Origin of the sequence: Streptomyces sp. NPDC051740, assembly GCF_044453165.1 — a bacterium.
Lineage (GTDB): Bacteria > Actinomycetota > Actinomycetes > Streptomycetales > Streptomycetaceae > Streptomyces > Streptomyces atrovirens.
In genome coordinates this window covers 273,349-298,640 of sequence record NZ_JBITCL010000001.1, presented here as the reverse complement: position 1 = coordinate 298,640, position 25,292 = coordinate 273,349, and the positions used below count along the sequence as shown (strand labels likewise).

General features: G+C 71.7%; 20 protein-coding genes and 1 pseudogene. 8 read left to right on the top strand and 13 right to left on the bottom strand.

What is annotated here, in order from left to right:
• Positions 1–40: 40 nt before the first annotated feature.
• Both ACIA6T_RS01515 and ACIA6T_RS01510 read right to left on the bottom strand, forming a co-directional pair.
• Positions 41–2,602: a protein kinase gene (locus tag ACIA6T_RS01515; RefSeq protein WP_399444518.1), complete on the bottom strand. Its 2,562-nt coding sequence runs from the start codon at positions 2,600–2,602 to the stop codon at positions 41–43.
• A gap of 153 nt (positions 2,603–2,755) precedes the next feature.
• Positions 2,756–4,834, bottom strand: coding sequence for a protein kinase (locus ACIA6T_RS01510; RefSeq protein WP_399444807.1), 2,079 nt, complete (start codon positions 4,832–4,834; stop codon positions 2,756–2,758).
• Positions 4,835–5,005: 171 nt separating this feature from the next.
• On the opposite strand from ACIA6T_RS01510, the gene ACIA6T_RS01505 reads away from it, so the two are divergent.
• Positions 5,006–6,049 (top strand): serine hydrolase domain-containing protein, encoded by a 1,044-nt coding sequence (locus ACIA6T_RS01505; RefSeq protein WP_399444517.1) that lies wholly within the window; start codon positions 5,006–5,008, stop codon positions 6,047–6,049.
• A gap of 99 nt (positions 6,050–6,148) precedes the next feature.
• On the opposite strand, the gene ACIA6T_RS01500 is transcribed toward ACIA6T_RS01505, so the two are convergent.
• Entirely contained in the window at positions 6,149–7,855 is a 1,707-nt protein-coding gene (locus tag ACIA6T_RS01500; RefSeq protein ID WP_399444516.1) for a glycerol-3-phosphate dehydrogenase/oxidase, read from the bottom strand.
• Positions 7,856–8,129: 274 nt separating this feature from the next.
• Between ACIA6T_RS01500 and ACIA6T_RS01495 the strand changes: the two genes are divergently transcribed.
• Positions 8,130–9,338, top strand: coding sequence for a nucleotide sugar dehydrogenase (locus ACIA6T_RS01495; RefSeq protein ID WP_399444515.1), 1,209 nt, complete (start codon positions 8,130–8,132; stop codon positions 9,336–9,338).
• Positions 9,339–9,925: 587 nt separating this feature from the next.
• On the opposite strand, the gene ACIA6T_RS01490 is transcribed toward ACIA6T_RS01495, so the two are convergent.
• From ACIA6T_RS01490 to ACIA6T_RS01475, 4 genes are all read right to left on the bottom strand, one after another.
• On the bottom strand, positions 9,926–11,050 hold the full coding sequence (locus ACIA6T_RS01490) for a GuaB3 family IMP dehydrogenase-related protein (protein WP_399444514.1): 1,125 nt from the start codon (positions 11,048–11,050) through the stop codon (positions 9,926–9,928).
• 107 nt (positions 11,051–11,157) lie between these two features.
• Positions 11,158–12,663 carry an IMP dehydrogenase gene (gene guaB / locus ACIA6T_RS01485; RefSeq protein ID WP_399444513.1) on the bottom strand — a complete coding sequence of 502 codons (1,506 nt, stop codon included), beginning with the start codon at positions 12,661–12,663 and terminating at the stop codon, positions 11,158–11,160.
• A 171-nt stretch (positions 12,664–12,834) separates the two neighbouring features.
• Positions 12,835–13,422 (bottom strand): sigma-70 family RNA polymerase sigma factor, encoded by a 588-nt coding sequence (locus ACIA6T_RS01480; protein ID WP_030829597.1) that lies wholly within the window; start codon positions 13,420–13,422, stop codon positions 12,835–12,837.
• Positions 13,423–14,725: 1,303 nt separating this feature from the next.
• Positions 14,726–15,337 (bottom strand): response regulator transcription factor, encoded by a 612-nt coding sequence (locus ACIA6T_RS01475; RefSeq protein WP_003948568.1) that lies wholly within the window; start codon positions 15,335–15,337, stop codon positions 14,726–14,728.
• Between the two features lie 380 nt (positions 15,338–15,717).
• Here ACIA6T_RS01475 and ACIA6T_RS01470 point away from each other — a divergent pair, with 380 nt between their 5' ends.
• Positions 15,718–16,047: a WhiB family transcriptional regulator gene (locus tag ACIA6T_RS01470; protein ID WP_385048197.1), complete on the top strand. Its 330-nt coding sequence runs from the start codon at positions 15,718–15,720 to the stop codon at positions 16,045–16,047.
• A 105-nt stretch (positions 16,048–16,152) separates the two neighbouring features.
• Here ACIA6T_RS01470 and ACIA6T_RS01465 read toward each other — a convergent pair whose 3' ends face one another.
• Positions 16,153–17,049, bottom strand: a complete 897-nt coding sequence (locus ACIA6T_RS01465; RefSeq protein WP_073932703.1) for a LysR family transcriptional regulator — start codon at positions 17,047–17,049, stop codon at positions 16,153–16,155.
• 80 nt (positions 17,050–17,129) lie between these two features.
• On the opposite strand from ACIA6T_RS01465, the gene ACIA6T_RS01460 reads away from it, so the two are divergent.
• The 4 genes from ACIA6T_RS01460 to ACIA6T_RS01445 all read left to right on the top strand — a co-directional run bounded on the left by ACIA6T_RS01460 (position 17,130) and on the right by ACIA6T_RS01445 (position 20,021).
• Positions 17,130–17,810 carry an MOSC domain-containing protein gene (locus tag ACIA6T_RS01460; protein WP_399444512.1) on the top strand — a complete coding sequence of 227 codons (681 nt, stop codon included), beginning with the start codon at positions 17,130–17,132 and terminating at the stop codon, positions 17,808–17,810.
• 61 nt (positions 17,811–17,871) lie between these two features.
• On the top strand, positions 17,872–18,651 hold the full coding sequence (locus ACIA6T_RS01455; protein WP_399444511.1) for an SDR family NAD(P)-dependent oxidoreductase: 780 nt from the start codon (positions 17,872–17,874) through the stop codon (positions 18,649–18,651).
• A gap of 103 nt (positions 18,652–18,754) precedes the next feature.
• Positions 18,755–19,462 carry an ester cyclase gene (locus tag ACIA6T_RS01450; RefSeq protein WP_399444510.1) on the top strand — a complete coding sequence of 236 codons (708 nt, stop codon included), beginning with the start codon at positions 18,755–18,757 and terminating at the stop codon, positions 19,460–19,462.
• A 184-nt stretch (positions 19,463–19,646) separates the two neighbouring features.
• Positions 19,647–20,021 (top strand): VOC family protein, encoded by a 375-nt coding sequence (locus tag ACIA6T_RS01445; RefSeq protein WP_399444509.1) that lies wholly within the window; start codon positions 19,647–19,649, stop codon positions 20,019–20,021.
• A gap of 239 nt (positions 20,022–20,260) precedes the next feature.
• Here the strand turns inward: ACIA6T_RS01445 and ACIA6T_RS01440 are convergent, their stop codons facing one another.
• The 4 genes from ACIA6T_RS01440 to ACIA6T_RS01425 all read right to left on the bottom strand — a co-directional run bounded on the left by ACIA6T_RS01440 (position 20,261) and on the right by ACIA6T_RS01425 (position 22,730).
• Entirely contained in the window at positions 20,261–21,352 is a 1,092-nt protein-coding gene (locus ACIA6T_RS01440) for a hypothetical protein (protein ID WP_399444508.1), read from the bottom strand.
• An 82-nt stretch (positions 21,353–21,434) separates the two neighbouring features.
• Positions 21,435–21,692 carry a hypothetical protein gene (locus tag ACIA6T_RS01435; RefSeq protein ID WP_399444507.1) on the bottom strand — a complete coding sequence of 86 codons (258 nt, stop codon included), beginning with the start codon at positions 21,690–21,692 and terminating at the stop codon, positions 21,435–21,437.
• Between the two features lie 162 nt (positions 21,693–21,854).
• Complete coding sequence (locus ACIA6T_RS01430; protein WP_399444506.1) at positions 21,855–22,148, bottom strand: hypothetical protein; 294 nt, start codon at positions 22,146–22,148, stop codon at positions 21,855–21,857.
• Positions 22,149–22,523: 375 nt separating this feature from the next.
• Entirely contained in the window at positions 22,524–22,730 is a 207-nt protein-coding gene (locus ACIA6T_RS01425) for a DUF397 domain-containing protein (protein ID WP_399444505.1), read from the bottom strand.
• Between the two features lie 212 nt (positions 22,731–22,942).
• On the opposite strand from ACIA6T_RS01425, the gene ACIA6T_RS01420 reads away from it, so the two are divergent.
• The gene (locus ACIA6T_RS01420) at positions 22,943–24,145 is read left to right on the top strand and encodes an IS110 family transposase (protein ID WP_399444504.1); all 1,203 of its coding nucleotides are present in this window, start codon (positions 22,943–22,945) and stop codon (positions 24,143–24,145) included.
• Positions 24,146–24,232: 87 nt separating this feature from the next.
• On the opposite strand, the pseudogene ACIA6T_RS01415 reads toward ACIA6T_RS01420, so the two are convergent.
• Positions 24,233–24,913: pseudogene (locus tag ACIA6T_RS01415) on the bottom strand (helix-turn-helix transcriptional regulator); the annotation flags it as partial.
• Positions 24,914–25,292 lie beyond the last annotated feature (379 nt).

Genomic DNA, 25,292 nt, shown 5'->3' with positions numbered 1-25,292 from the left:
CAGGCAACCAAAACCCCTGTGCCTGCGTGGAGTCGGTGGTTCAGCCGGTGTACCGGTAGGTCGCCGCGGCCTGCTCGTAGAGCCGGGTCACCTCGTCCCGTTCGGCCTCCGGTCCGCGTACCTGCACCACGTGGTAGCGGCCGTCGATCAGCGCCGCGAGGTTGCGGACGTACAGCTCGCCGCCGTCGCCGGTCCAGGTGAACTGGCCCTCGGCCATGGTGCGTCCGCCGACCTCGATGGTCTTCAGACCGGTGGAGGTGGCCCAGCTGGAGTCGCGGTAGGGCTGGAGTTCGCGTTCGTCGTCCCGCTGGTAGGCCATGGGGTCGCCGCCGTACCGCTGCGCGCTGTCCCGGCCCGGTACGACGATGAGCTCGAAGTCGCCCTTGGCGTAGACGACCTGACCGCTTCCGTTCTTCGCGGTGCGCTGCCAGCCCTCGGCGACGGCGACCCGGAAACCCTCCGGGTCCTTGGCCAGGGTGAAACCGTCGGCGGCCTCGGGGCCGGTGGTCTGCGTCTCGGTGGAGGCGGCCGACTCCCCGGGGCTGTTCTCGGGACCGTTCTCGGGCTTCGGTGAGTTCTGCTCGGCGTCCGGCGGGCTCGGCGCGGGGCTCACCTCACCGGCGGCTCCGGTGCGGTCGGCCGAACCCGATTCGCTCTCACCGGACTTCGGCATGAACAGCATGGCGTACGCGACCGCCACCGCCATGGCGAGCAGCACCAGCAGGAGCAGGGTGCGGCCGAGCCGACGCGGGGAACCGGCCTCCTGCTTGGCCCGCTTGTGCCGCCCGTGGTGCGCGGGGAGTCCGGCACGGCGCCTGCGCACCAGCTCGCCCCGGCGCCGTATGACGGGCAGCTTGCTCGCGTCGGCGGGCGGTGCCGCTATGACGTGCACACCCGCCTCGGGCTCGGGCGCGGAACGCACCAGCGAACGCAGCCAGCCGCGCAGCTCCTCGAAGTCGAGCCGTTCGGTCGGGTCCTGACGCAGCAGCGATTCCACGACCGGCCGCAGCGGCCCGCACTCCTCGGCGAACGCGGGCGGCTCGGCGCACACCATCTGCACCAGCTCGGCCGTCGACTCCTCCGGGTAGGGCGCGTGTCCCTGTACGGCCCGGAACAGCAGGGAGCCCAGCGCCCAGAGGTCGGTGGCGGGGCCGATCGGGGCGGCCAGCTGCCAGTTCTCGTGCACGGGTCCGGCCTGCTCCGGCGCCCACCGCTCGGTCACGGGCCCCACGACGGCCATGCGCGCCTGCCGCGCCCGCTCGGCGGCCAGCGCGGTGGTCGGGCCACGGCGCGCGGGGGCGTGGGCCACCAGGTCGTCCCAGCGTGCGGGCGGGGCGGCGGCGGCCGCCGGTTCGAGGGCCGCCGGGGTTTCGGGTGCTCCGGGGGCGGTGCGTCCGCTGCCGTCCCCGCTGCCCGTACGGGGTGCGGCCCCGTGCCAGCCGGTGGCACCCACACCGTAGGGGTCGGCTATCTGTCCCGGCGGGATCGCGGCGGCCGTCGTGCCCGCGCCCTCGTCCCCCGGCCGGGAGACGTACGGCGGCTGCGCGGAGCCGCTGCCGTGCCGCGGGGCGGAGGCCGGGCCGCCGCCCTCCTCGGGGGCGGGCCGGGCGCCGGGCAGGGCGGCACGGCCGTTCTGCTGGGCCTCCTGCACCCGGGCGGCGGCACGGGCGCCCGCCCGGTACGCGGCGATCGCCCCCGCGCGGGCCGCCCGCACGTCGCCCGCGCTGTCGAGGGCCTTGGGGGCCGCCACGGGCGAGAGGCCGCCCGCCGTGTCCGCCCCGCCGCCGGACATCCGGCCGGCCCGTGCCTCGATGGCGGCCCGACGCGCGGCATCGGGATCGGGCTCGGGCTCGGGCTCGGGCTCGCGGGTGAATCCGGGCGGCCAGGACGGGCCGCGCCCGGCGTCCGGCGTGCCCGCGGGTACCACCGGCCCCAGAGTCTCGATCGCCCCCGCTGTCCGCCCCGGCTCCTCGTCCGGAGCGGGCACCGGGTCGTACCCGCACAGTGCCTCCTCCGCCGCACCGACCGCGAGACCGGTGAGCATCACCCGGCCGTCGTCGCAGACGAGCACCGTGCGCGCGGTGATGTTGCGGTGCACCCAGCCGTGGGAGTGCAGTACCCGCAGTGCGGTCAGGACGTCGGAGGCGACCTCGGCCGCCCGGTACGGGGACAGCGGCTTCTCGGCGAGCAGGGCGGCGAGCGGACGCGCGGACACGAGTTCACTGACGATCCACAGCGAACCGCCCTCCGCGAACACGTCGAAGACCTGGTCCAGGCGCGGGTGGTCGGGGATGGCGGCCGCCGCCTGCGCGGCCTCGACGGCGCGTCGCACGACCGGATCGGCGGGCCGCCGCGTGCCCCCGCGCGCGGGCCCGGGTCCGCCACGCCGCGCACCCCTGTCACGGGCGGTGAAACCGTCGGGCAGCCCCTCCGCGTCCAGTACCTCGGCCTCGACGACCTCCGGCAACGGCACCTGCCTGACCAGGACTTCCTGCCCGCTGTAGGTGTCGAAGGCGCGGGTCTCGGTCAGTTCGTACTCGTCGGAGGGCGGCAGCGGCAGGCGGTAGCGGTCGGCGAGAACCCGTCCCGCGTAGTCGTCCACGTTGCCTCCCCCGGCACTACGGTCGATCGGTTCCGTTCGCCCGGCGGGCCGTTCCGGCTGCGTACGGTCCGCAGGCATTCACGATACGTGCCGGAGGCAACCCGCAGAGAGGGGATGCCACATCTGACTCCCCATTCCGCGGACCGGTCATGCTCAGGACTTCGGCCGGAACGTCTCCGTCAGCGTCCGCCAGGTGTCCTTGCGCTGATCGCTGCCCCAGTCGGCGGCCTTGGCCGTGTACATCAGCCCGTACCCGAGCCGGTCGCCGACGACGGTCCCCCGGTCGATGGACCGGTACTTGGTCCCGCTCTCCACATAGGTGAACTCCCAGTCGGCCGTGTTCCAGCCCCGGTAGTCCACCGCCTCTATACGGATCCGCTGGTACTGGGAACGCACCATGGCGCGTTCCTGGTTCTTCCAGTCCGCGACCGGGTCGTCCTTCGGCGTGGTCGTCCAGCCGATGAGCAGCTTCTGCCCGTCCGGCCCGGTGAACCGGTCCCCGGCGGCCCCCGTCGACTGGAACTTCCATCCCTCGGGCAGCCCGATCGAGTACCCCTGATTCCCGTTGTACGTCTCCGCCGCCGACGTACCGCCGCCGTCCTCTTCCTCTTCCCCGGCCTCTTCCCCGGCCTCGTCCTCGTCCCCGGCCGATCCACCGGCGCCCGCGGTGGCGGTCGCCGAACCCGCTCCCGTTCCCGTGCCCGTCGACTCGGTCGCCGTGCCGTCGGTGTGGGTGCCGTCGCTTTCGTCACCCTTGGTGTCGGCGCTCGGGGTCCCGCTGACGACGGTCCCCCCGCCGCTGCCCTTGGCTCCCTTGTCACCCTCGTCGTCGCCGCCGAGGGTGAGGGCCAGCACGGTGCCGAGCACGGCGAGCACCACGACCACCGCGATGATGATCAGCGTCCGGCGCGGCACCACATCGGTGAGCGGCGCCCGCGGCACGGCCCTGGCCGGCAGGTCCGGCGGCGTCATCACCGGCCAGCCCGAACTACGGCCACCGGTGGCCGGCTTCTGCCGCGCGGCCCCCTGCGCACCCGGGCCGGACGCCTGGGCCGGCTTCGCGGCAGGGTTCACGGCCGGGGCGGAGGACGACGCCACGCCGGGCCTCGTCCCGGAGGCACCCGCCGGCGTGCTCCTGGTTCCCGCGGCCGGCTCGGCGGCCGAAGCGGCGCCGCCACCGCCGGACTTGACGCGGGTCGCCGCGGCGGCACCGGCCGAGCCGGCCGCCACCGCCGCCTTCCGCACGGAACGCAGCGCGCCCCGCAGCTTCTCCCCGGCCTCCTCGCCGCGCCTGCCCCCGGCGCCCGCCCGCCCGTCCGGCAGCTCGGGCAGCGGCACGACCTTCGTCGCGTCCGCCGGTTCCCCGGCCTCCTTGGGCGAGGGCGCGTCGAGGACCGCGTTCAGCATGGCCCGGGCGCCGCTGTCGTCGAGCCGCTGGGCGGGGTCCTTGTTGAGCAGCCCGTAGATGACGTCCCTGAGCGGTCCCGCGTTCTTCGGCTCGTCGAGCGGCTCGGTCATCACCGCCGTGAGCGTCGCGATCGCGGACCCCTTGTCGTACGGCGGAGTGCCCTCCACCGCCGCGTACAGCAGCCCGCCGAGCGACCACAGGTCGGCCGCCGGCCCCGGCTTGTGCCCGCGGGCCCGTTCCGGGGAGATGTAGGAGGGGGCGCCGACCAGCATGCCGGTCGAGGTGATGGACGGGTCGCCCTCGACCTGGGCGATGCCGAAGTCCGTGAGTACGACCCGGCCGTCCTCGGCGATCAGCACGTTCGACGGCTTCACGTCACGGTGCAGGATGCCCTCGCGGTGCGCGGAGCGCAGGACGTCCAGGATGGCGAGGCCGACCTCCGCCGCGCGCCGCGGCTCCAGCAGGCCGTCCTCCCGGATGGCCTCGGCGAGCGACTTGCCCTCGACGAGTTCCATCACGATCCAGGGCCGGTCGTCCTCCTCGACCACGTCGAAGACGGTCACGGCGCTGTTGTTGCGGATCCGCGCGATCGCCTTGGCCTCGCGCAGGGTCCGCGTGATCAGCCGCCGCTTCTCGTCCTCGTCGATGTTCGACGGGAAACGGAGCTCCTTGACGGCGACGGTCCGCCCCAGGGTCTCGTCCTCGGCCCGCCACACCGTGCCCATGCCGCCGCGGCCGAGCACATCTCCCAGCCGGTACCGCCCGGCGAGGAGACGTGCGCTCTTGTTCTGACGGGATGTCCCCGCCCGCTCCGCCTCCGACATGCGTCCCCTCATGCAACCCGCCCTGACAGAGCCTTCATTGTCCCTCACCCGACAAGTGGTCGACGCCCAGGGTGCCTCTGGCCACACACCGGGCCCGGCCCGCACGGCACCCGGGTGACGGACGCGTTCCCCCGCCCTGCATGATGGGCCTCCGACACGGGAGGAGCCGGGATGCCGCCGCTTCGGACACTACTGGCCGTTCCTGTGTCCCTGGCCCTGCTCGCCCTGGCCCCGACCGCCTCCTCGGCCCCGGCCGTCCCGCCCACGGACACACTCCTTCCGCTGCTGGTCACACGGGGTGGCGCCCCCGCCGCGGCCCTGCTGGCCCTGGAGGAGACCGGCTCCCGCTACGCCGACGCCGGCCCGGGTATCGAGCGTGCCGACCACTTCCGCGCCGGCAGCATCACCAAGACGTTCGTCGCCACGGTCGTCCTGCAACTGGCCGACGAAGACCGTCTGTCGCTGTCCGACACCGTGGAGGAGCATCTGCCCGGCCTGGTGCGGGGAGCGGGCAACGACGGCCGCGCGCTGACCCTGCGTTCCCTGCTCACCCACACCAGCGGCCTGTACGACTTCTCCGCGGACACGCGAGGCACCGTGCCGGTCCTCCCTCTTCAGGCCGTACGCATCGCACTCACCCACCCCCCGGCCGACCCCGGCCGCTTCTCCTACTCGAACACCAACTACGTCCTGCTCGGCCTGGTCGTCGAACAGGTCACCGGCCGCTCGTACGCCGCCGAGGCCGAGCGCCGCATCATCGCTCCGCTGCGCCTGACGGGCACCTCCTTCCCGGGTTCCCTGACCTCTCTGCCCTCGCCGCACGGCCGCTCCTACGCGACCGACGGAACCGACGTCACCCGGCTCGATCCGCGGGTGGCCGGCGCCGCGGGCGAGCTGGTGACCACACTCGCCGACCTGGACCGCTTCTACGCGGCCCTGCTCGGCGGTGAACTGCTGCCCCCGCGCCGGCTGCGCGAGATGCTCGACACCCGCACCGCACACGGCTCGTACGGCATGGGCCTGTTCCCTGTGACGCTTCCGTGCGGCACCACGGTGTGGGGGCACAACGGGCGTATCTCCGGCAGCTACGTGCGCACCGCGGCCACGGTCGACGGCCGGCGTGTCCTCACCTTCCGCGTGAACACGGAGGCGATGGCGGACCCCGGTCTCGAATCCGCGGTGCTCGCGGCCGAGTTCTGCCCTCGCACCTCCTAGAACGACCGGGTTCCGAACGAAGATCCCGGATCCCGCCACCCGTTCGAGTGATTCGGGCGGGTGGCCAGCGGCCCACAGCCCACGAACCGCGGCCTGCGGCTACAACGGCACGATGTCCGGTGCCCCCAGCCGTGCCGCGTCCGCCGTCAGGTCGTCGGGCTGCCGCTGCGATTCCCGTTCGGCCTCCACCCGCTTCTCGTAGTGCCGCACCTCGCGCTCGATCCGGTCCTTGTCCCAGCCCAGCACCGGCGCCATCAGCTCGGCCGCCTCACGGGCGCTGCGCGTCCCCCGGTCGAACGTCTCGATGGAGATGCGGGTGCGCCGGGTCAGCACGTCGTCCAGGTGCCGCGCGCCCTCGTGCGAGGCGGCATAGGTGATCTCGGCACGCAGATAGTCGTCGGCGGCCCGGAGCGGCTCGCCCAGCGAAGGGTCCGAGGCTATGAGGTCCAGGACCTCCTCCGCCAACGCGCCGTACCGGTGCAGCAGGTGCTCCACCCGTGCCGTGTGCAGGCCGGTGCGTGCGGCTGTGCGCGCCCGCGCGTTCCACAGCGCGTGGTAGCCCTCGGCGCCGACCAGCGGCGTGTCCTCGGTGACGCAGTCGGCGACGCGCACGTCGAGTCCGTGCACCGCCGCGTCCACCGCGTCCTTGGCCATGACCCGGTACGTCGTGTACTTGCCGCCCGCCACCACGACGAGTCCGGGCACGGGATGCGCCACGGTGTGCTCGCGGGACAGCTTGCTCGTGGCGTCCGACTCACCGGCGAGCAACGGCCGCAGACCGGCGTACACACCCTCCACGTCGTCCCGCGTCAGCGGCACCGCGAGCACCGAGTTCACGTGTTCCAGCAGGTAGTCGATGTCCGCGCTGGACGCGGCCGGGTGCGCCTTGTCGAGGTCCCAGTCGGTGTCCGTGGTGCCCACGATCCAGTGCCGGCCCCAGGGTATGACGAACAGCACGGACTTCTCGGTGCGCAGGATGAGCCCGGTCGTGGAGTGGATGCGGTCCTTGGGGACGACCAGGTGGATGCCCTTCGAGGCGCGTACGTGGAACTGTCCGCGTTCGCCGACCATCGCCTGGGTGTCGTCGGTCCACACCCCGGTGGCGTTGACGATCTGCTTGGCGCGGATCTCGTACTCGCCGCCGCCCTCGACGTCCTGCACCCGGGCGCCCACGACGCGTTCGCCCTCGCGCAGGAACCCCGTGACCCTCGCGCGGTTGGCGGCCTTCGCGCCGTACGCCGCCGCCGTGCGCACCAGCGTCGCCACGAACCGGGCGTCGTCCATCTGGGCGTCGTAGTACTGCAGGGCTCCGACCAGCGCGTCCTTCCTCAGACAGGGTGCCACCCGCAGTGCGTGACTACGGGTCAGGTGACGGTGCACGGGCAGGCCGCGCCCGCGCCCCCGGGCCATCGCCATGGTGTCGTACAGCGCGACGCCCGATCCGGCGTACAACCGCTCCCAGCCCTTGTGCTGCAGCGGGTACAGGAACGGCACCGGGCGCACCAGATGCGGAGCGAGCCGCTCCAGCAGCAGGCCGCGCTCCTTCAACGCCTCCCGTACGAGCACGAAGTCGAGCATCTCCAGATAGCGCAGGCCACCGTGGATCAGCTTGCTGGACCGGCTGGAGGTGCCCGACGCCCAGTCACGCGCCTCGACCAGGCCCGTGGACAGGCCGCGCGTCGCGGCGTCGAGCGCCGTACCCGCGCCGACCACTCCGCCGCCCACCACCAGCACGTCCAGCTCGTGCTCGGCCATGGACGCGAGTGATTCGGCGCGCTGCGCCGGCCCCAGTGTCGCTGTCCTCACCGCTGCCTCCCGCTCATCGGTCGCATCGGCCGCACCCGTCGGGCGAAGCCCGGTCCCCCACCCTCATGCCCAAATTCTGACCGGCTTGCCCGACTTCAGCCACCACGGACCCCAGCCTGTGGACAACCCCCAGCGGAACGACTCACCGAAACTCAGCCGACCAATCCCCTATATCGGTCATATTTACTCCTAGTCTGACATTGCGCTCGCCTGTCCAGTCCACAGGGCTTGCGCACCTGTCGCACTCCGGTTATTGGGAAGGACGGCCCACGCCATGCCCGCAGATCTCGCCGTCATCGGACTCGGCCCGTACGGCCTGCCCCTGGCCCAGGCCGCCGTCGCCGCCGGCATCTCCACCATCGGCTACCGGACCGGCCCCGAGGAGGGCTCCCTCAGCGCCGCCGAACAGCGCCGCATGCTCGCGCGGGGCTTCCGTACGACCGCCAACGCCGCCGAGCTCGGCCGGGTGCGCACCGCCGTCATCTGCGCACCCACTCCGCGCGGTGCGGACGGCGGGCTGGATCTGGGCCAGGTGGAGACGGCCGCCCGCACCCTCGCCGCCCGGCTGCGCCCGCACACCACGGTGATCCTCGAGTCCCCCGTGCCTCCCGGAACGACGGAGGGCCCCCTGCTGCGCCTGCTCGAATCGGGTTCGGGCCTCCACGCGGGGCGCGATTTCCACCTCGCCTACTCCCCGAGCCGGGTCGACCCCGGCAACCGCGACCACACTCCCGCCAACACCCCGAAGGTCATCGGCGGCCTCACCTCCGCCTGCACGGAGTCGGCCGCCGCCTTCTACGGGCGGATCACCGACAAGGTGGTACGCGCGCGTGGCCTGCGCGAGGCGGAGACCGTACAACTCCTGGAGACCAACTTCCGGCACGTCAACATCGCCCTGGTCAACGAGATGGCCGCCCTCTGCCACGACCTGGGCATCGACCTGTGGGACGTCCTCAGATGCGCGGAGACCAAACCCTTCGGCTTCCAGGCGTTCCGCCCCGGCCCCGGCGTCGGCGGCCACGCCGTCCCCCAGGACCTGACCGCCCACGCGGGCCGCACCCTGCGCATGGCGGAACTCGCCCAGGAGGTCAACGGCCGCATGCCCCGCTACGTCGTGCAGCGTGCCGCCGCCCTCCTCAACGAGCACGGCAAGTCCGCGCGCGGCGCGCGGGTACTGCTCCTCGGCGTCACCTACAAGCCCGACCTCGCCGACCGGCAGGGATCCCCGGCCCAGGAGATCGCGGTCCGGCTGATGGAGCTGGGCGCCTCCGTCAGCTACCACGACCCGCACGTGCCGTCCTGGAACGTCCTCGACCACCCCGTCCCCCGCGCGGACTCCCTCTACGAGGCCGCCGCCGACGCCGACCTGACGATCCTCCTCCAGCAGCACCGCACGTACGACCTCCAGGGCCTGTCGGTGAAGGCCCAGCTGATGCTGGACACGCGGGGGGCCACTCCTACGGGGGCGGCGCATCGGTTGTGAGGGAGCGCCGGATGGCCGACGGGTCGGTAACGCCTACCAGGGAGTACGCGGAGGACAAGTTGACTCGATCGAGTGAAGGCATACCCGCGGGCTTGCGCTGCACTCGGCCGACCGGGCTAACGTGATCGTGCGATCTGGGCGCTGGTACGGCGCCGGGCGTGCGGGGCCCCCGCTCCACCGGAGTGATGGTTCGGGGCCTCCTCGTCGCCTCCGGCCGTACGTGCGTAGCAGGTCACGCAGGGAACTGGCCTCCTGGGACCGGACCACGCACACGATGCGTGTCGCCGTCCTGGGGTTGAGTATGCCGGGGACCAGTGCGCTCAAGACCGTTCGGGGCGTGCGGCTGGACGGGCTCACTCCTGCTCAGTTCGAAGGAACGGTGGCCGCTCACTTTCCGCAAAGCCACACGACACGCCTCCTCCGGAACTTCACCATCCGCAGATGGATCCGGTCCCAGGCGGTGGGCCTTGCGGAGACGGCCCATAGCCCGCCCTCGGATATGGGCGCCCCGTCCGCGCACGCGGACACGCGAAAGGGGCCGGTCACCCCACCCGGGTGACCGGCCCCTTCATGCAACGTGCGAAGGACTACCGCCGGTGCTGCGAGTCCGCGACCGTCACCTCGACGCGCTGGAACTCCTTCAGCTCGCTGTAGCCGGTGGTGGCCATCGCGCGGCGCAGGGCGCCGAAGAGGTTCATCGAGCCGTCGGGGCTGTGGGACGGGCCGGTGAGGATCTCCTCCAGCGTGCCCACCGTGCCGAGGTCGACCTTCTGGCCGCGCGGCAGCTCCTCGTTGACGGCCTCCATGCCCCAGTGGTTGCCCCGCCCCGGACCGTCCGTCGCGCGGGCCAGCGGGGAGCCCATCATCACGGAGTCCGCGCCGCAGGCGATCGCCTTGGGCAGGTCGCCGGACCAGCCGACACCGCCGTCCGCGATGACGTGCACGTACCGGCCGCCGGACTCGTCCATGTAGTCGCGGCGGGCTGCGGCCACGTCGGCGACCGCGGTGGCCATGGGCACCTGGATGCCGAGCACGTTGCGCGTGGTGTGCGCGGCGCCGCCGCCGAAGCCGACGAGGACGCCCGCCGCACCGGTGCGCATCAGGTGCAGGGCGGCCGTGTACGTGGCGCAGCCGCCGACGATCACCGGGACGTCGAGCTCGTAGATGAACTGCTTCAGGTTCAGCGGCTCGTGCGCGCCGGAGACGTGCTCCGCCGACACCGTCGTACCGCGGATGACGAAGATGTCCACGCCCGCGTCGACGACGGCCTTGGAGAACTGGGCGGTGCGCTGCGGGGAGAGCGCGGCGGCGGTGACCACGCCCGAGTCGCGCACCTCCTTGATGCGCTGCCCGATCAGCTCCTCCTTGATGGGAGCGGCGTAGATCTCCTGGAGGCGGCGGGTGGCCACCTCGGCGGGCAGGCCGACGATCTCGTCCAGCAGCGGCTGCGGGTCCTCGTAGCGCGTCCACAGGCCCTCGAGGTTCAGCACGCCGAGGCCGCCGAGCTCGCCGATGCGGATCGCCGTGGCCGGCGAGACGACCGAGTCCATGGGAGCGGCCAGGAACGGCAGCTCGAAGCGGTAGGCGTCGATCTGCCAGGCGATCGAGACCTCCTTCGGGTCCCGCGTACGGCGGCTGGGGACGACGGCGATGTCGTCGAAGGCGTACGCCCGGCGGCCGCGCTTGCCGCGCCCGATCTCGATCTCAGTCACGTCTGTGGCCTTTCCCTGATGCGTTGCAGCGCCTTCCAGTATCCCCGACGGACACGCCGAGGGCGGTCCCGGAGGTGTCCGGGACCGCCCAGGAAGGCCTCTTCTGACTACTTGCGGCTGTAGTTCGGTGCCTCGACCGTCATCTGGATGTCGTGCGGGTGGCTCTCCTTGAGGCCCGCGGAGGTGATCCGTACGAAGCGGCCGTTGTCCTGGAGCTCGGGCACGGTCCGGCCGCCGACGTAGAACATCGACTGGCGCAGGCCGCCGACCAGCTGGTGGACGACCGAGGAGAGCGGGCCGCGGTAGGGCACCTGGCCCTCGATGCCCTCGGGCACGAGCTGCTCGTCGGAGGCGACGCCCTCCTGGAAGTAGCGGTCCTTGGAGAACGACTTGCGGTCGCCGCGCGTCTGCATGGCGCCGAGCGAGCCCATGCCGCGGTACGACTTGAACTGCTTGCCGTTGATGAACATCAGCTCGCCCGGGGACTCCTCGCAGCCCGCGAGCAGCGAGCCCAGCATCACCGTGTCGGCGCCCGCGACGAGGGCCTTGGCGATGTCGCCGGAGTACTGCAGGCCGCCGTCGCCGATGACCGGGACACCGGCCTCCTTGGCGGCCAGCGCGGCCTCGTAGATCGCCGTGACCTGCGGGACGCCGACGCCGGCGACGACGCGCGTGGTGCAGATGGAGCCGGGGCCGACACCGACCTTGATGCCGTCGCAGCCCGCGTCGACGAGGGCCTTGGCGCCGTCACGCGTGGCGATGTTGCCGCCGATGACGTCGACGCCGGAGGAGTTCGACTTGATCTTGGCGACCATGTCGCCGACCAGGCGGGAGTGGCCGTGCGCGGTGTCGACGACGATGAAGTCGACGCCCGCCTCGATCAGTGCCTGGGCGCGCTCGAACGCGTCACCGGCGACACCGACCGCGGCACCGACCAGCAGCCGGCCCTCGGCGTCCTTGGCGGCGTTGGGGTACTTCTCGGCCTTCACGAAGTCCTTGACCGTGATCAGGCCCTTGAGGACGCCGCCGTCGTCGACCAGCGGAAGCTTCTCGATCTTGTGACGGCGCAGCAGCTCCATGGCCTCCGGGCCGGAGATGCCGACCTTGCCGGTGACCAGCGGCATCGGCGTCATGACCTCGCGCACCTGACGGGAGCGGTCGGTCTCGAAGGCCATGTCGCGGTTGGTGACGATGCCGAGCAGCTTCTTGTTGCCGTCGGTGACCGGGACGCCGCTGATGCGGAACTTGGCGCACAGGGCGTCGGCCTCGGCGAGCGTGGCCTCCGGGTGGATGGTGATCGGGTCGGTCACCATGCCGGACTCGGAGCGCTTCACCAGGTCGACCTGGTTGGCCTGGCCCTCGATGGACAGGTTCCGGTGCAGAACGCCGACGCCGCCCTGGCGGGCCATCGCGATCGCCATGCGCGACTCGGTGACCTTGTCCATGGCGGCGGACAGCAGCGGGATGTTGACCCGCACGTTCTTGGAGACGTACGAGGCGGTGTCGATCTGGTCGGGCGCCATGTCCGACGCGCCCGGCAGCAGCAGCACGTCGTCGTAGGTCAGCCCGAGTGTCGCGAATTTACCGGGCACTCCGTCGACGTTGGCAGTCATGACACCTTCCCCAAATGGCCTTGATCGGTGCGGATGTCCATGCTAACGGGAAGCGCGGGTGTCTCATTCCACGGTTCCGCACGGCTCCGGGCTTCGTATGTTCGTACGGGAACGGCTGGTCTTCCGTTCATATTCCGTTCGTATGCCGAAGGGGCGGCGCGGTGGCGGGGGTTACTGCTCCGCCAGGGCGCGCAGCCGGCTCAGCGCGCGGTGCTGGGCCACCCGGACGGCGCCGGGTGACATTCCCAACATCTGTCCAGTCTCCTCCGCCGTGAGGCCCACGGCGATCCGCAGCAGAAGCAGCTCGCGTTGGTTCTCGGGCAGGTTGGCCAGCAGTTTCTTGGCCCATTCCGCGTCGCTGCTGAGCAGGGCGCGCTCCTCCGGGCCGAGGGAGTCGTCGGGGCGTTCGGGCATCTCGTCGGAGGGCACGGCCGTCGAGCCGGGGTGCCGCATCGCCGCGCGCTGCAGGTCGGCGACCTTGTGGGAGGCGATGGCGAAGATGAACGCCTCGAAGGGCCGGCCGGTGTCCTTGTAGCGGGGCAGCGCGAGGAGCACCGCGACGCAGACTTCCTGGGCGAGGTCCTCGACGAAGTGCCGGGCGTCGCCGGGCAGCCTCGACAGACGGGTGCGGCAGTAGCGCAGCGCCAGGGGGTGGACATGGGCGAGCAGATCGTGCGTGGCCTGCTCGTCTCCGTCGACCGCGCGATGGACGAGCGCACCGATCGCCCCTTGGGCAGTGCCCGCCTCGTCGTCGCGCATCGGTCCATGGTGCCTTGCGGACGTCTGGTCCGCGGCACCGTGTCCCTGGTTGTGCACCGAAGCGTTATGAGCAGGTGCGCCGGAACTCATCCCTTGCGCCCTCCCCTTCCGCTCGACCGACTCGTCCCCGAGGAACTCCACACCTCAAGGATGCGGCATCCGCGGCGAAACGAGCAGTGGGCGCCTGGCGGCTGCCGCCGAGGCGCTGGTGGACGGGGGTTTCGCACCCCGGGCGCGGCGGATGGCGGGGCTTCCACACCCCGCGCGGCGGACGACAGGCATGCCCGCGCTCCGGGCGCGACCGACGACGAGGGCCCTCGCACTCCGGGCCCGACCGACGACAGAGCCCCGCACCCCGCGCGGCGGACAACGGGCACGCCCGCACCCCAGGCCCGACCGACCACGGGGCTTCCACACCCCGCGCGGCGGACGACAGGCATGCCCGCGCTTCGAGCACAGCCGACGACGAGGGCTTGCACATCCCAGGTCCGGCGGATCCGGCGGACTCTGCCGACTCGGTGTGCTCCGGGGCCGGCGCGGCCTGCCCCGGGACCCGCTCGGTCGGCTCCATGGTCTGCCGTGCGGCTCGGTTCGGGTCCGTGGGTCCGTGTCGCGTCGCGCGGGACCAGTGGTTTCACCCCACCTGCGGCACGCCACCGCAGCCACGGACTTTCCGTACACCGACAGCACACCGCGCGAGGCCACGAATCCCGCGCCCACCGACAACAGACCGCGCGAAACCACGAATCCCGCGCCCACCGACAACAGACCGCGCGAAACCACGAATCCCGCGCCCACCGACAACGGACCGCGCGGAGTCACGATCCGCACACCGGAAAAGACACCGCCCGGAGCCACAACCCGCATACCCACCGTCACCGGAAGCGCACCGCGCACCCCGCGCAGCCGCAGGCTCCGTGCCCCGCAGGAACCACGTCCCGTCAGGGCGCGGGACCTCGTGGCCGGCGGGCTTCGCTCGGGCCCGGTGCGTGCGTGGCCGGTCACACGGGTGTGCTGCGCTGGTCCCAGTGGCCGGGCCCGGACAGGAGTGTTCACAGGCGCCGCTCGCCAGGGTGGACCGGTCCGAGGCGGAAGGGGCCCAGGGCCTCTCGTGCGGATCGTGCCGAACCCGGGGCCCTCGCTTCCGCGCCGGCCGCGCCCGGCTGCCCGCCGATCCAAACCGCCGGGCACCTGCCCCCGAACCCCGCCAGGCCACACACACGCCCCGGCTTCCGCCGCCGTCCCGCGGTGCAGGGCCCGGGGCCCTGCTCGCTGCCCCGCCTGGTCCCGACGCGAGCCGGCCCTAGCGCACCAGGCCCCACCGGAAGCCGAGCGCCACCGCGTGGGCCCGGTCCGACGCGCCGAGCTTCTTGAAGAGCCGCCGCGCGTGTGTCTTGACAGTGTCCTCGGAGAGGAACAGCTCGCGGCCGATCTCGGCGTTGGAGCGGCCGTGGCTCATGCCTTCGAGGACCTGGATCTCACGCGCGGTGAGTGTGGGCGCCGCGCCCATCTCGGCGGAGCGCAGCCGTCGCGGGGCGAGCCGCCAGGTCGGGTCGGCGAGCGCCTGTGTGACCGTGGCCCGCAGCTCCGCGCGGGAGGCGTCCTTGTGCAGATAGCCACGCGCGCCGGCCGCCACCGCGAGCGCCACACCGTCGAGGTCCTCGGCGACCGTGAGCATGATGATGCGCGCTCCGGGGTCGGCGGACAGCAGTCGCCGGACCGTCTCGACGCCGCCCAGACCGGGCATGCGTACGTCCATCAGAATCAGGTCCGAGCGGTCGGCTCCCCAGCGGCGGAGGACTTCCTCGCCGTTGGCGGCCGTGGTCACGCGCTCGACGCCGGGCACGGTCGCAACCGCGCGGCGGAGCGCCTCTCGGGCAAGCGGGGAGTCGTCGCAGACGAGGACGGAAGTCATGGCCGCCCTCCGCAGCTGATGCGCGTCACCTTGAGCCTCCAGGCTGGTACGAAATCGTCACCTGTGCGGTCGACCGTCTCGGACGTCCGTCCGAGCGCTTGTTCCTTCAACCGCCTCGCACTCTCAACGACGGTCACTCGAAAGAGTTACGGGGCCGTCTGCCACCTTCGGCACTCTACGTGAGGAGACGGACACGATGGAGATACGCGCGACGGACCTCCGAACTTTCACCACAACCCGTGCCCCATTCAGCCCCTTTTCTTCCCCTTTGTTGGTGTCCGGGGCTAGATTCGCAATGAGTCATATTTTCATCTCCTTTGATCGTAGTTGTACGGTCGTGGACACCGGATCCGCCCAGAACGGCTACAAGGGGTCACGCAATGGCAGATTTCTCCCGCCTTCCCGGACCGAACGCGGACCTGTGGGACTGGCAGCTCCTGGCTGCCTGCCGCGGGGTGGACAGCTCGCTCTTCTTCCACCCGGAGGGCGAGCGTGGGGCGGCTCGGAGCGCTCGCGAGAACTCGGCCAAAGAGGTCTGCATGAGGTGCCCGGTGCGCGCCGAGTGCGCCGCACACGCGCTGGCGGTACGCGAGCCGTACGGCGTGTGGGGCGGACTGACCGAGGACGAGCGCGAAGAACTGATGGGGCGGGCGCGCAACCGGCTGGTGTCGGCATCGGCCGGCGGCGGGCACACCGCCTCGAACAACTGAAGGAACGTTTCTCCAGGAAGACGGGGCCCGTACGCGTGCCCTTGCTCCGTCACTGGGGGTGACCAACCGCTCCTCACGCGCGGTGACCGCGCACCCGGGACCCCCTTACCGGGCAGCCGCCCCGGCCAGTTTCTCCAGCGTCGCGGTGACCGCCGGCACCTGGGCGAGGTCCGGGAGGGTGAGCGCGACGATCTCCCGGCGCACGGCGGGCTCCAGCGCCACGGTGCGCACTCCCCTGGGCCGTACCGACTCGATGGCGAGCTGGGGCAGCACCGCCACCCCGAGTCCGGCGCCGACCAGTCCGGCGACGGCCGGGTAGTCGTCGGTCGCGAAGTCGATGCGCGGGGTGAAGCCGGCCGTCTCGCACACCTCGACCAGCTGGCCCCGGCAGCGCGGGCAGCCGGCGATCCAGGGCTCGTCGGCGAGCTCGCCGATGGCGACGGACTCCGCGCGGGCGAGCCGGTGCCGTTCGGGCACGAGCCCCACCAGCCGGTCAGACAGCAGCGGCCGTACGACGAGGTCGTCCCACTCCTCGGCGCCCGCCGCCCCCTCGTACCGGAAGGCGAGGGCCACGTCGCAGTCGCCCTCGCGGAGCATCTCCACGGAGCGGGGCGGTTCGGCCTCCTCCAGGGAGACCCGGGTGCCGGGATGGGCGGCGCGCAGGGCGGCGAGGGCCGTGGGGACGAGTGTGGAGCTGCCGCTGGGGAAGGAGACGAGCCGGACCCGGCCCGCGCGGAGCCCGGCGATGGCGGCGACCTCCTCCTCGGCGGCGGTCAGTCCGGCGATGATCCCGGCCGCGTGCCGCACCAGCGCCTCTCCGGCCTGCGTCAGGCGCATCTCACGGCCGCTGCGTATGAGCAGGGGCGTCCCGACGGACGCCTCCAGGGCCTTCATCTGCTGACTGACGGCGGGCTGGGTGCAGCCCAGTTCGCGGGCCGCCGCGGAGAAGGAACCGGAGGTGGCCACGGCGCGCAGCACGCGGAGGTGACGGGCTTCGATCACACCTCAAGGATAAGCCGGACTTTGACATGGCGCCGGATAACGCGTCGACGCTTTGACGTTCATCGCTTACCGTGCGACCCATGAAGCTTCTGTCTGTGAACCTGGGTCGTCCCAAGGCCGTGCCGTACACGGACCAGCGCGACGGCGTGACCGGCATCGACAAGCAGCCCGTGGACGGGCCGGTCCGGGTGGCGGCGCCGGGGCCGATGGGGGTCGGCGGGAGCGGCCTGACCGGGGACGCGGTGTGCGAGAGGCGGCATCACGGCGGGGACGACCAGGCGGTGTACGCCGTGGCCCGCGAGGACCTCGACGAGTGGGAGCGCGCGCTGGGGCGCCCGCTGACGAACGGCATGTTCGGCGAGAACCTCACCACCGAGGGGATCGACGTGTCCGGCGCCCTGATCGGTGAGCGCTGGGCCGTCGGTCCCGAGGTGGTGCTGGAGGTCACCTCCGGGCGTGTCCCCTGCCGCACCTTCCAGGGCCATCTGGGCGAGAAGGGCTGGGTGAAGCGGTTCACGCAGCGGGGCGCGCCGGGGGCGTACTTCCGGGTGATCCGGCCCGGTGGGATACGCGCGGGTGACGCCGTGCGGATCGTGCACCGGCCGGAGCACGAGGTGACGGTCGCGCTGCAGTTCCGCGCGGTGACGACCGAGCGGACGCTGCTGCCCCGGCTGCTGGCGGCGGGCGAGGCACTGCATCCGGAGGCTCTGGCGACGGCGCGGACGTACGTGGAGAAGTACGGGACGGAGCCGACGGCCTGACGGCATGTCCATGGGATGACACGAAGCGGACGCCTCCCCTCCGGGTAACTACTCTTGCGCCATGACAACGGCTCTGATTACGGGATCGACGGCTGGGATCGGTGCCGCGTTCGCGCGGCGGCTGGCGGCCGACGGACATGACCTGGTGCTGGTCGCCCGCGACACCGTCCGGCTGCGCGAACAGGCGACCGAGCTGCACGACCGCCACGGCATCGAGGCGGAGGTGCTGACCGCCGACCTGGCCGAGGACAAGGGCATCGAGGCGGTGGCCGGCCGCCTCGGCGACCGCAAGAACCCCGTCGACCTGCTGGTCAACAACGCCGGCTTCGGCCACCGGGGCCGTTATCTCGAGGTCCCCATGGCCGACGAGCTGAGGATGCTCAAGGTGCACTGCGAGGCGGTGCTCCGGCTGACGTCGGCGGCGGTGGAGGCGATGCGCGGGCGCGGGCGCGGAGGTGTCGTGAACGTCGCCTCGACCGCCGCGTTCGTGCCGCGCGGGACCTACGGGGCGTCCAAGGCGTGGGTCGTGCAGTTCACCCAGGGCGCGGCACAGGATCTCGCGGGCCACGGCGTGCGGCTGATGGCGCTGTGCCCCGGTTTCGTGCGCACCGAGTTCCACGCGCGGGCCGGGATGGGCACGGACAACATCCCGAACTGGATGTGGCTGGACGCGGACAAGGTCGCCGCGGCGGCGCTCGCCGACCTGGCCCGGGGCAAGACGCTGTCGATCCCGGATCCGCGGTACAAGGCGCTGATGGGGGCGGCGAAGCTGGTCCCGCGCGGATTGCTGGGCGGGATCTCGTCGCGGACGGGACGGAAGTACGGGCCCCGGCAGGGATAGCCCGACGGCCGCTCCGCCACAGCGGGACGGACCCCGCTCCCCGGGAGAAAATGGGTGCTGACGGAACCGACCCGGACGCAAGGGGGGACCGGAGGCGAGAGCCATGACCTTCCTACAGCTCATCGACTGCAAAACCAGCCGGTTCGAGGAGATGGACCGGCTCCTGGACCAGTGGGTCGAGCAGACCAGGGGGAAGCGGACGGCGACGCACGCGGTGGTCGGCAAGGACCGCGCGGACACGTCGCACGTCGTCGAGATCGTGGAGTTCCCGTCGTACGAGGAGGCGATGCGGAACTCGAAGCTGCCGGAGACCGACCGGATCTTCCGGGAGATGGTGGCCCTGTGTGACGGCATGCCGACCTTCACGGACCTGGACGTGGTGCGCGACGCGCGGCTGAACACGGACTCCGCGCGGCGCTTCTTCGAGATCCTGGCCACCGAGGACGACCTCTCCCCGATGACGGGCCTGATCGAGGAGCACTACCACGACCACGATCCGGCCAACGAGCAGGACGTCATCGGCCTCGACCACCTCCGGCGCGAGATGGACGTGTGGCGCGGCGGCTTCGACTTCGCGTTCCGGATCGAGGACCAGCTCGCGCAGGGGGACCGGGTGTGCACCCGGTGGAGCTGGGAGGGCACCCACAAGGGCGACTTCCTCGGCGTCCCGGCGACGGGGAGGAAGGCCGCCATGACGGGCACGACCATCTTCCGCTTCGGCGACAACGGGAAGATCGTCGAGGGCTGGTGGCAGTACGACCGGCTGGGGCTGATGGCGCGGCTGGGGGCGCTGGAACCGACGGATCTGTGAGCCAACGCCGCCAGACCGGTCTCCCGACCCGCCCGCCCTGGTGCGTACGCGCCGGACCGACGCGTACACGGTCGTCCCGACCGGCCCGAAAGCACCTGCCGCGCATGTCCGCCGCGGTGGCGGGTACGGCCCCTCCCGTACGGGAGTGTCGCGGAAACGGCCGAAGAGGCGAGGGGTGCCGGAAGTGATTCGAAAGCTGCAGATGGTCGCACTGGACTGCGCCGATCCAGCCGGGCTCGCGCAGTTCTACGCGGATCTGCTCGGCGGCCGGGTGGTCGCGGACCCGGACGCTCCCGAGTGGGTCGAGGTGCACGGCTTCGAGGGGATTCCGCTGGCCTGCCAGCGGGTCGACGGCTACCGGCCGCCCGAATGGCCCGGCCAGGACCGCCCGCAGCAGCTCCATTTGGACTTCGACGTGGACGACCTCGACGGAGAGGAGAAGCGGGCGCTCGCCCTCGGCGCGACCGTGCTGGAGCGGACGGACCAGCTCCGCCCGGGAACCAACTGGCGGGTCTACGCGGACCCGGCCGGTCACCCGTTCTGCCTCTGCCTCCACTGAGCAGGGCACGTCCCGGCGGGCACGGGTGTCGGTGTCGGCTGACGCGGTACGGCCGCCGGCGGGCACGGGTGTCGGTGTCGGCCGACGCGGTACGGCCACGGGGGTTCCAGGCGGTGATCACATGGACGGTGGCTCTTTCGCCGGCCGGTTCCGGGAAGGGAACCCCAGCCGTGCCCCGAGGTCCCGGTCCGACTCCACCGCGCTTCCCCTCAGTTGCGTCAGGAGAGTGAACGAGCAGGTCACCCCGTCCCGGGTGCCGCCGCCCGCGCCCAGCGGTGGAGCGTCTCGCTCCTGTCGTCGTACGTGAGCCAGGTCCCGTCGCCGAGCGGGCGTACGTGGCTGTCGACGGGGCCCGTCGGGTACGTGACCACCCCGCGTATGCGCAACGTGTGCGCGTCGAGCAGCCAGTGGCGGGCCTTCTCCGGGTCCTCGTCGGATTCGACCGTCGAGGCGATGACGGTGTCGGCGTCGACGAAGCCGCAGCCGTAGTCCCAGTAGGTCTCGTCGTCATCGTCGTCGTCATCATCGGCCGCCCCTGGCTCCTGCTCGGCGATCACCGTGCCGTCCAGGGCGTGCAGGCGCAGGTCCGCCCCGTAGTGCTCGACCGTGAGGAAGCCGGGGTGTCCCGCGTGGACGTCCGTCAGGATGCGGTCCAGGCCCTCGTTCACGTCCCAGCCGGTCAGCTTCCCGCCGTCCCGGCGCGCCCAGTACAGCAGGATGCCGTCCTGGCCCATGCCGATGCTCAGCCCCATGTGGACACCGTCCGGGTGGGAGAGGTGGTGCGAGCCGGCCGCCGCACTGTCCACCAGCGGCAGCCACCCCAACTCCCGTCCGTCATCGGCGTCCAGCACCACCCAGCGCTCCTGCCGGTCGCCCGGCTTCGGCTCCGCCACCACGTGCGCCCATACGAGCCGGCCGTCGTCCGATATCCGGCAGGAGCCGTGCTCCGAACCGCGGCACACCTCCTGCTCGTCGCCCGTGTGCGGGTGATCGAGCTCGGGACCCCAGCAGTCGTGCCGGTACTCCCACAGCGTCTTCCCGTCCGTCCCCATGGCCCGTACCGCGCGCTGTCCCGAGAAGACCGCGAAGGTGCCGTCCGGGCTCACCGAGTGGACGCCGTGGTCCCACCGGGGCCAGGGAAGAGGGAAGACGGCCGTCGGCGCGCGCTCCCCCGCGAACAGCTCGCGGAGGTCGTGGACCTCCAGCTCGTGCCCGTTCCGGAGCAGGGCGCGGCGGGAACCGTCCCCACGGCTTTCCAGCGCGAAGCCGTTGACCAGTGCGCGGCCACCCGGCAGCCTCACCGAGTCGCGCAGTTGTGCGGTGATCGACATGGCCCGAAGGTAACGGGCCCCACTGACAGCGCGGCCCGTCCTTCGCGCTGCCGGCGACGCTGTTCCGGCCGGCGCCGCCCGCCTAGCGCTTGTAGGTGTTGCCGCGGAGCATGATCGTCGCGTTCCCCGTGTTCCTGGCCTCGAGCACGGCCTGGGCGTCACGCAGGGATCCGACCGGACTCTGTGCGGTGAGGCCGGCCCTCCCCGCCGCCCGCGGGAACGACTTTCCCGAGAGCCCGGCGAACGACGTCCCGCCGGAGCCCACGTAGACGATGACGTCCTCGCCCCCCGCGGCCGGAGCGGCCAGCGCCCCCGTCCCGCTCGGAACCACGATCGCCACGGCCGCCGCCAGGCAGGAGGAGTACACCCGCGACGGTGCGGGCCGCGGCTCCGGCTTCCGGTTCCGGTTCCGGTTCCGGTTCCGACGTGGCGCCCACGGCGATGATCGCCACGGCACCGACGCAGGTCAGTCCCGCCGTCACGGCGAGCCGTGCACCGCGGCTCACCGATCGTCCCGGAGGCGGTCGCGGAGTTCGTCGTGGCAGTCGTCCCCGGTCCCCGCCTGGACTCGGGAGAAGGTCAGCACTCCGTCTCCCTCGCCTTCCTGCTTGGCCTCGGCCAGCCGCGCCTCGATGTCCGCGACGTACTCGGCGCACTCGGCGCTGACGGGCCTCTCGGGCTGCGGGTCCGGTGCCGAGGAGGCGTTCAGTCCGGCGGTGACGGCAAGACCGGCCGCGCACAGCACCACCCACGCGGCAACCCACGTGCGGCGGCTCGTCCGTATCGGGTTGGGCATCCGGGCATCCTACGAGCGCCGCGGCGGACTGTCGCCGCATCGCGTTTCCTCATCGACGAGACCAGCGACGCCGCGCGCTCCCGCTCCGCTCGCCTTCGCTCGGCGGCCGGCCCCGGATTCCCTGGCGGCCTGGATCCTCCTCGCCAGTTTCGCCGGTCTCCGCTCCTTCGCCTTGTTCCCCTCGGACTGATCCGCAGCCGTGTCGAGACCGGCCGCGCGGAGCGCCAGCTGTCCGAGGCGGATCTCGTCAACTGGCGTCCTGAGAAGAAGACGCGCGGGCGGCAGAAGAAAAGCGAGTGAGCGGAGCAGTGCCCTTCGGGCATGAGTGAGGGGCGGTGGGGAACGCGAACGGCTTCCCACCGCCCCTCGTTCGTCTCAGACGCCTGCGGCCATCCGCACGAACGCCGTCCACTGAGCGGACGGCACGTTGATGATCGCCACGTCTGGGCGCTTGGAGTCACGGATCAGCACGGCCGTACCGGCGTCCGCGACCTCGACGCAATCACCGCCGTTGCCCGCGCTGTAGCTGCTCTTGAACCAGCGCAGTTCGCCAGCGGCAGGCGCGGGGCTGCCTGTCTTCATAGCTCTCCGTAAGTTGTTAGGTGGCCCGGGAGGGCCGGGTGTGGCTGATGGCTCTCTGCCGTGTTGTGGCTCGCTGGGAGTGGCCGCCCGGCTCTCCGGGGCGCCCTGGCTGCTGATTGAGACGTGCGCGCCTTGTGCGGTCGCTGTTTACGGAGACGACAGCGGGGTGTTCCTCGGGCCGACGACACGCTGTGCGGAACGAGGAGGGGCAAGTGAGCAAGCGGAAGGCCCAGGTGTGGGCCGGTGTCGATGCCGGTAAAGGCCACCACTGGGCGGCTGTGGTCGACGAGACCGGCGCGACGCTTTGGTCGAAGCAGGTCGACAATGACGAGTCGGCCATCCTGACCGCACTCGGTGAAATTCTGGAGCTGGCGGACCAGGTCCACTGGGCTGTGGACATCTCCGGCACGTCCTCCGCGCTGCTGCTGGCGCTTCTCGCGGCCCACGGCCAGCGGGCCGTCTACGTCCCCGGCCGCACCGTCAACCGCATGTCGGGCGCCTACCGGGGCGAGGCGAAGACCGATGCCCGTGACGCCTACGTCATCGCCGAGACCTCCCGCCAGCGACGGGACTTCGCCACCATCGACGTGCCCGCCCAGTTGGCCGCCGACCTCGCGCTGCTGACCGCCCACCGGTCGGATCTGGTGGCCGACCGAGTACGGATGATCAACCGCCTCCGCGACGTACTGACCGGCGTCTTCCCCGCCCTGGAAAGGGCCTTCGACTACAGCTCGCACAAGGGCGCGCTGGTCCTGCTCACCGGATACCAGACGCCGGCCGCCATCCGGCGACGCGGTCGGGCCCGGCTCACCGCCTGGCTGGCCAACCGCACTGTCCGGGGCGCCGACACGGTCGCGGTCACCGCTCTCGAAGCGGCACAGGCTCAGCAGACCTCCCTGCCCGGCGAGGACGTCGCCGCGCAGATCGTGGCTGATCTGGCGACGCAGATCCTGGCCCTGGACGACCGGTTGAAGCGGGTCGACAAACAGATCCGTGAGACCTTCCGCGGCCATCCGCAGGCCGAGATCATCGAGTCCCTGCCCGGCATGGGACCGATACTCGGTGCCGAGTTCGTCGTCGCGGCAGGCGACCTGACGACCTACGCGGACGCCGGCCACCTGGCCTCGGCTGCCGGCCTGGTGCCCGTCCCGCGCGACTCCGGACGGCGCACCGGCAACCTGCACCGTCCCAAGCGCTACAGCCGCCGTCTGCGCCGGGTGTTCTACATGTCCGCACAGACCAGCATCATCCGCGACGGGCCGAACCGGGACCTCTACCTCAAGAAGCGCGGCGAGGGCTGCAAGCACGTCCAGGCCGTCATCGCCCTGGCTCGTCGGAGAGCCAGCGTTTTGTGGGCACTGCTGCGCGACAACCGGGTGTTCACCCCCACCCAACCCGTCCCGCAAACGGCTTGACACCGTCATTGAGACTCCCAACAGCTTCTGGATGAAGGCCAGCGACTCCCTCGGAGTCAACGCCTGGGCCGCGAGGACTCTGTACGTCGCCTCCAACGGGCTGACCTTCTTCGGGTCCGAGTACAGGGCACTCGTGTCCTGCACCTCCATGTAAGCCATCCTGCGCTGATCGGCGAGACGGATCAATGTGAAGGGGCCCGCCAGTCCTGCGTGCTCGTCGCGCCGCGTCGGCATGACCTGCAACTCGACGTTGCGTTCATGCCCGTACAACAGCAGTTGTTCCAGCTGGCCCCGCAGCACCTCCGGACCACCGAGAGGTCGCTGCAGAACGTGTTCCTCGATGACGAAGCTCAGCAGCGGAGCCGGACGCCGCGCGAAGAGCTTCCGGCGTTCCATCCGTGCCGTCACGCCCTGCTCGATCGTCTCCTCGTCCAACAGCGGACGCCACATGCGGAAGACCGCGCGTGCGTATTCCTCCGTCTGCAAGATGCCCTTGACCACGTGGTCGGAGTAGGCATGCAGCTCGACCGCCTGCCCCTCCATCTCCGCATACCGCCGGAAGAACCCCGGATACCGAGCCTTCGCCACCTCCCCCTTCATGGCCACCAACAGCCCCCGCCCACCCACCTCCCGATCCACCGCGTCCACCAGCTCCGGCCGGGGAATCCGCCGTCCCTGCTCCACCGCAGCGATCTGCGCCTCGCCATACCCGACCCGCTCGCCCAACTGCGCCTGCGTCAGCCCCGCGGCCTCCCGCAGCAGCTTCATCTGGCGGCCGAAGCACCGAAGAAACTCCCCGTTGGAATCGGCGGCACCCGCGCCGCCCTCCACGCCCGCACCCGAGTCCGCTCCCGACTCCATCGCACCCGCCCCCTCAGCACATCCGCCCACCGGTCACCCGCGCTCGCACCGTAGGACGCCCTCCGCGTCAACCACGCCGAGACCGAAACAAGTTGCGCCGGAAGAGTGAACGAGCAGGTCATCTCGCTCTCGTCGTCATAGGCGAGCCAGGTCCCGTGGCCGAGCGGGCGTACATGACGCCGGTGCACAGCAGCACAGGTCGACTACGCCGTCCCTGCCCCGGGCACTCGGAGATGCGGGTGGAGGTCGATCCTCAGGACGTTCCTCCCCCTCCGCGACACCCGAA

What these genes read in the sequence shown, in the direction of transcription:
- ACIA6T_RS01510 (WP_399444807.1), bottom strand. Translation starts at nt 4,834, where the DNA reads ATGTCGGAGGCGGAGCGGGCGGGGACATCCCGTCAGAACAAGAGCGCA.
- ACIA6T_RS01505 (WP_399444517.1), top strand. Translation starts at nt 5,006, where the DNA reads ATGCCGCCGCTTCGGACACTACTGGCCGTTCCTGTGTCCCTGGCCCTG.
- ACIA6T_RS01495 (WP_399444515.1), top strand. Translation starts at nt 8,130, where the DNA reads ATGCCCGCAGATCTCGCCGTCATCGGACTCGGCCCGTACGGCCTGCCC.
- guaB (WP_399444513.1), bottom strand. Translation starts at nt 12,663, where the DNA reads ATGACTGCCAACGTCGACGGAGTGCCCGGTAAATTCGCGACACTCGGG.
- ACIA6T_RS01480 (WP_030829597.1), bottom strand. Translation starts at nt 13,422, where the DNA reads ATGCGCGACGACGAGGCGGGCACTGCCCAAGGGGCGATCGGTGCGCTC.
- ACIA6T_RS01475 (WP_003948568.1), bottom strand. Translation starts at nt 15,337, where the DNA reads ATGACTTCCGTCCTCGTCTGCGACGACTCCCCGCTTGCCCGAGAGGCG.
- ACIA6T_RS01470 (WP_385048197.1), top strand. Translation starts at nt 15,718, where the DNA reads ATGGCAGATTTCTCCCGCCTTCCCGGACCGAACGCGGACCTGTGGGAC.
- ACIA6T_RS01460 (WP_399444512.1), top strand. Translation starts at nt 17,130, where the DNA reads ATGAAGCTTCTGTCTGTGAACCTGGGTCGTCCCAAGGCCGTGCCGTAC.
- ACIA6T_RS01455 (WP_399444511.1), top strand. Translation starts at nt 17,872, where the DNA reads ATGACAACGGCTCTGATTACGGGATCGACGGCTGGGATCGGTGCCGCG.
- ACIA6T_RS01450 (WP_399444510.1), top strand. Translation starts at nt 18,755, where the DNA reads ATGACCTTCCTACAGCTCATCGACTGCAAAACCAGCCGGTTCGAGGAG.
- ACIA6T_RS01440 (WP_399444508.1), bottom strand. Translation starts at nt 21,352, where the DNA reads ATGTCGATCACCGCACAACTGCGCGACTCGGTGAGGCTGCCGGGTGGC.
- ACIA6T_RS01430 (WP_399444506.1), bottom strand. Translation starts at nt 22,148, where the DNA reads ATGCCCAACCCGATACGGACGAGCCGCCGCACGTGGGTTGCCGCGTGG.
- ACIA6T_RS01425 (WP_399444505.1), bottom strand. Translation starts at nt 22,730, where the DNA reads ATGAAGACAGGCAGCCCCGCGCCTGCCGCTGGCGAACTGCGCTGGTTC.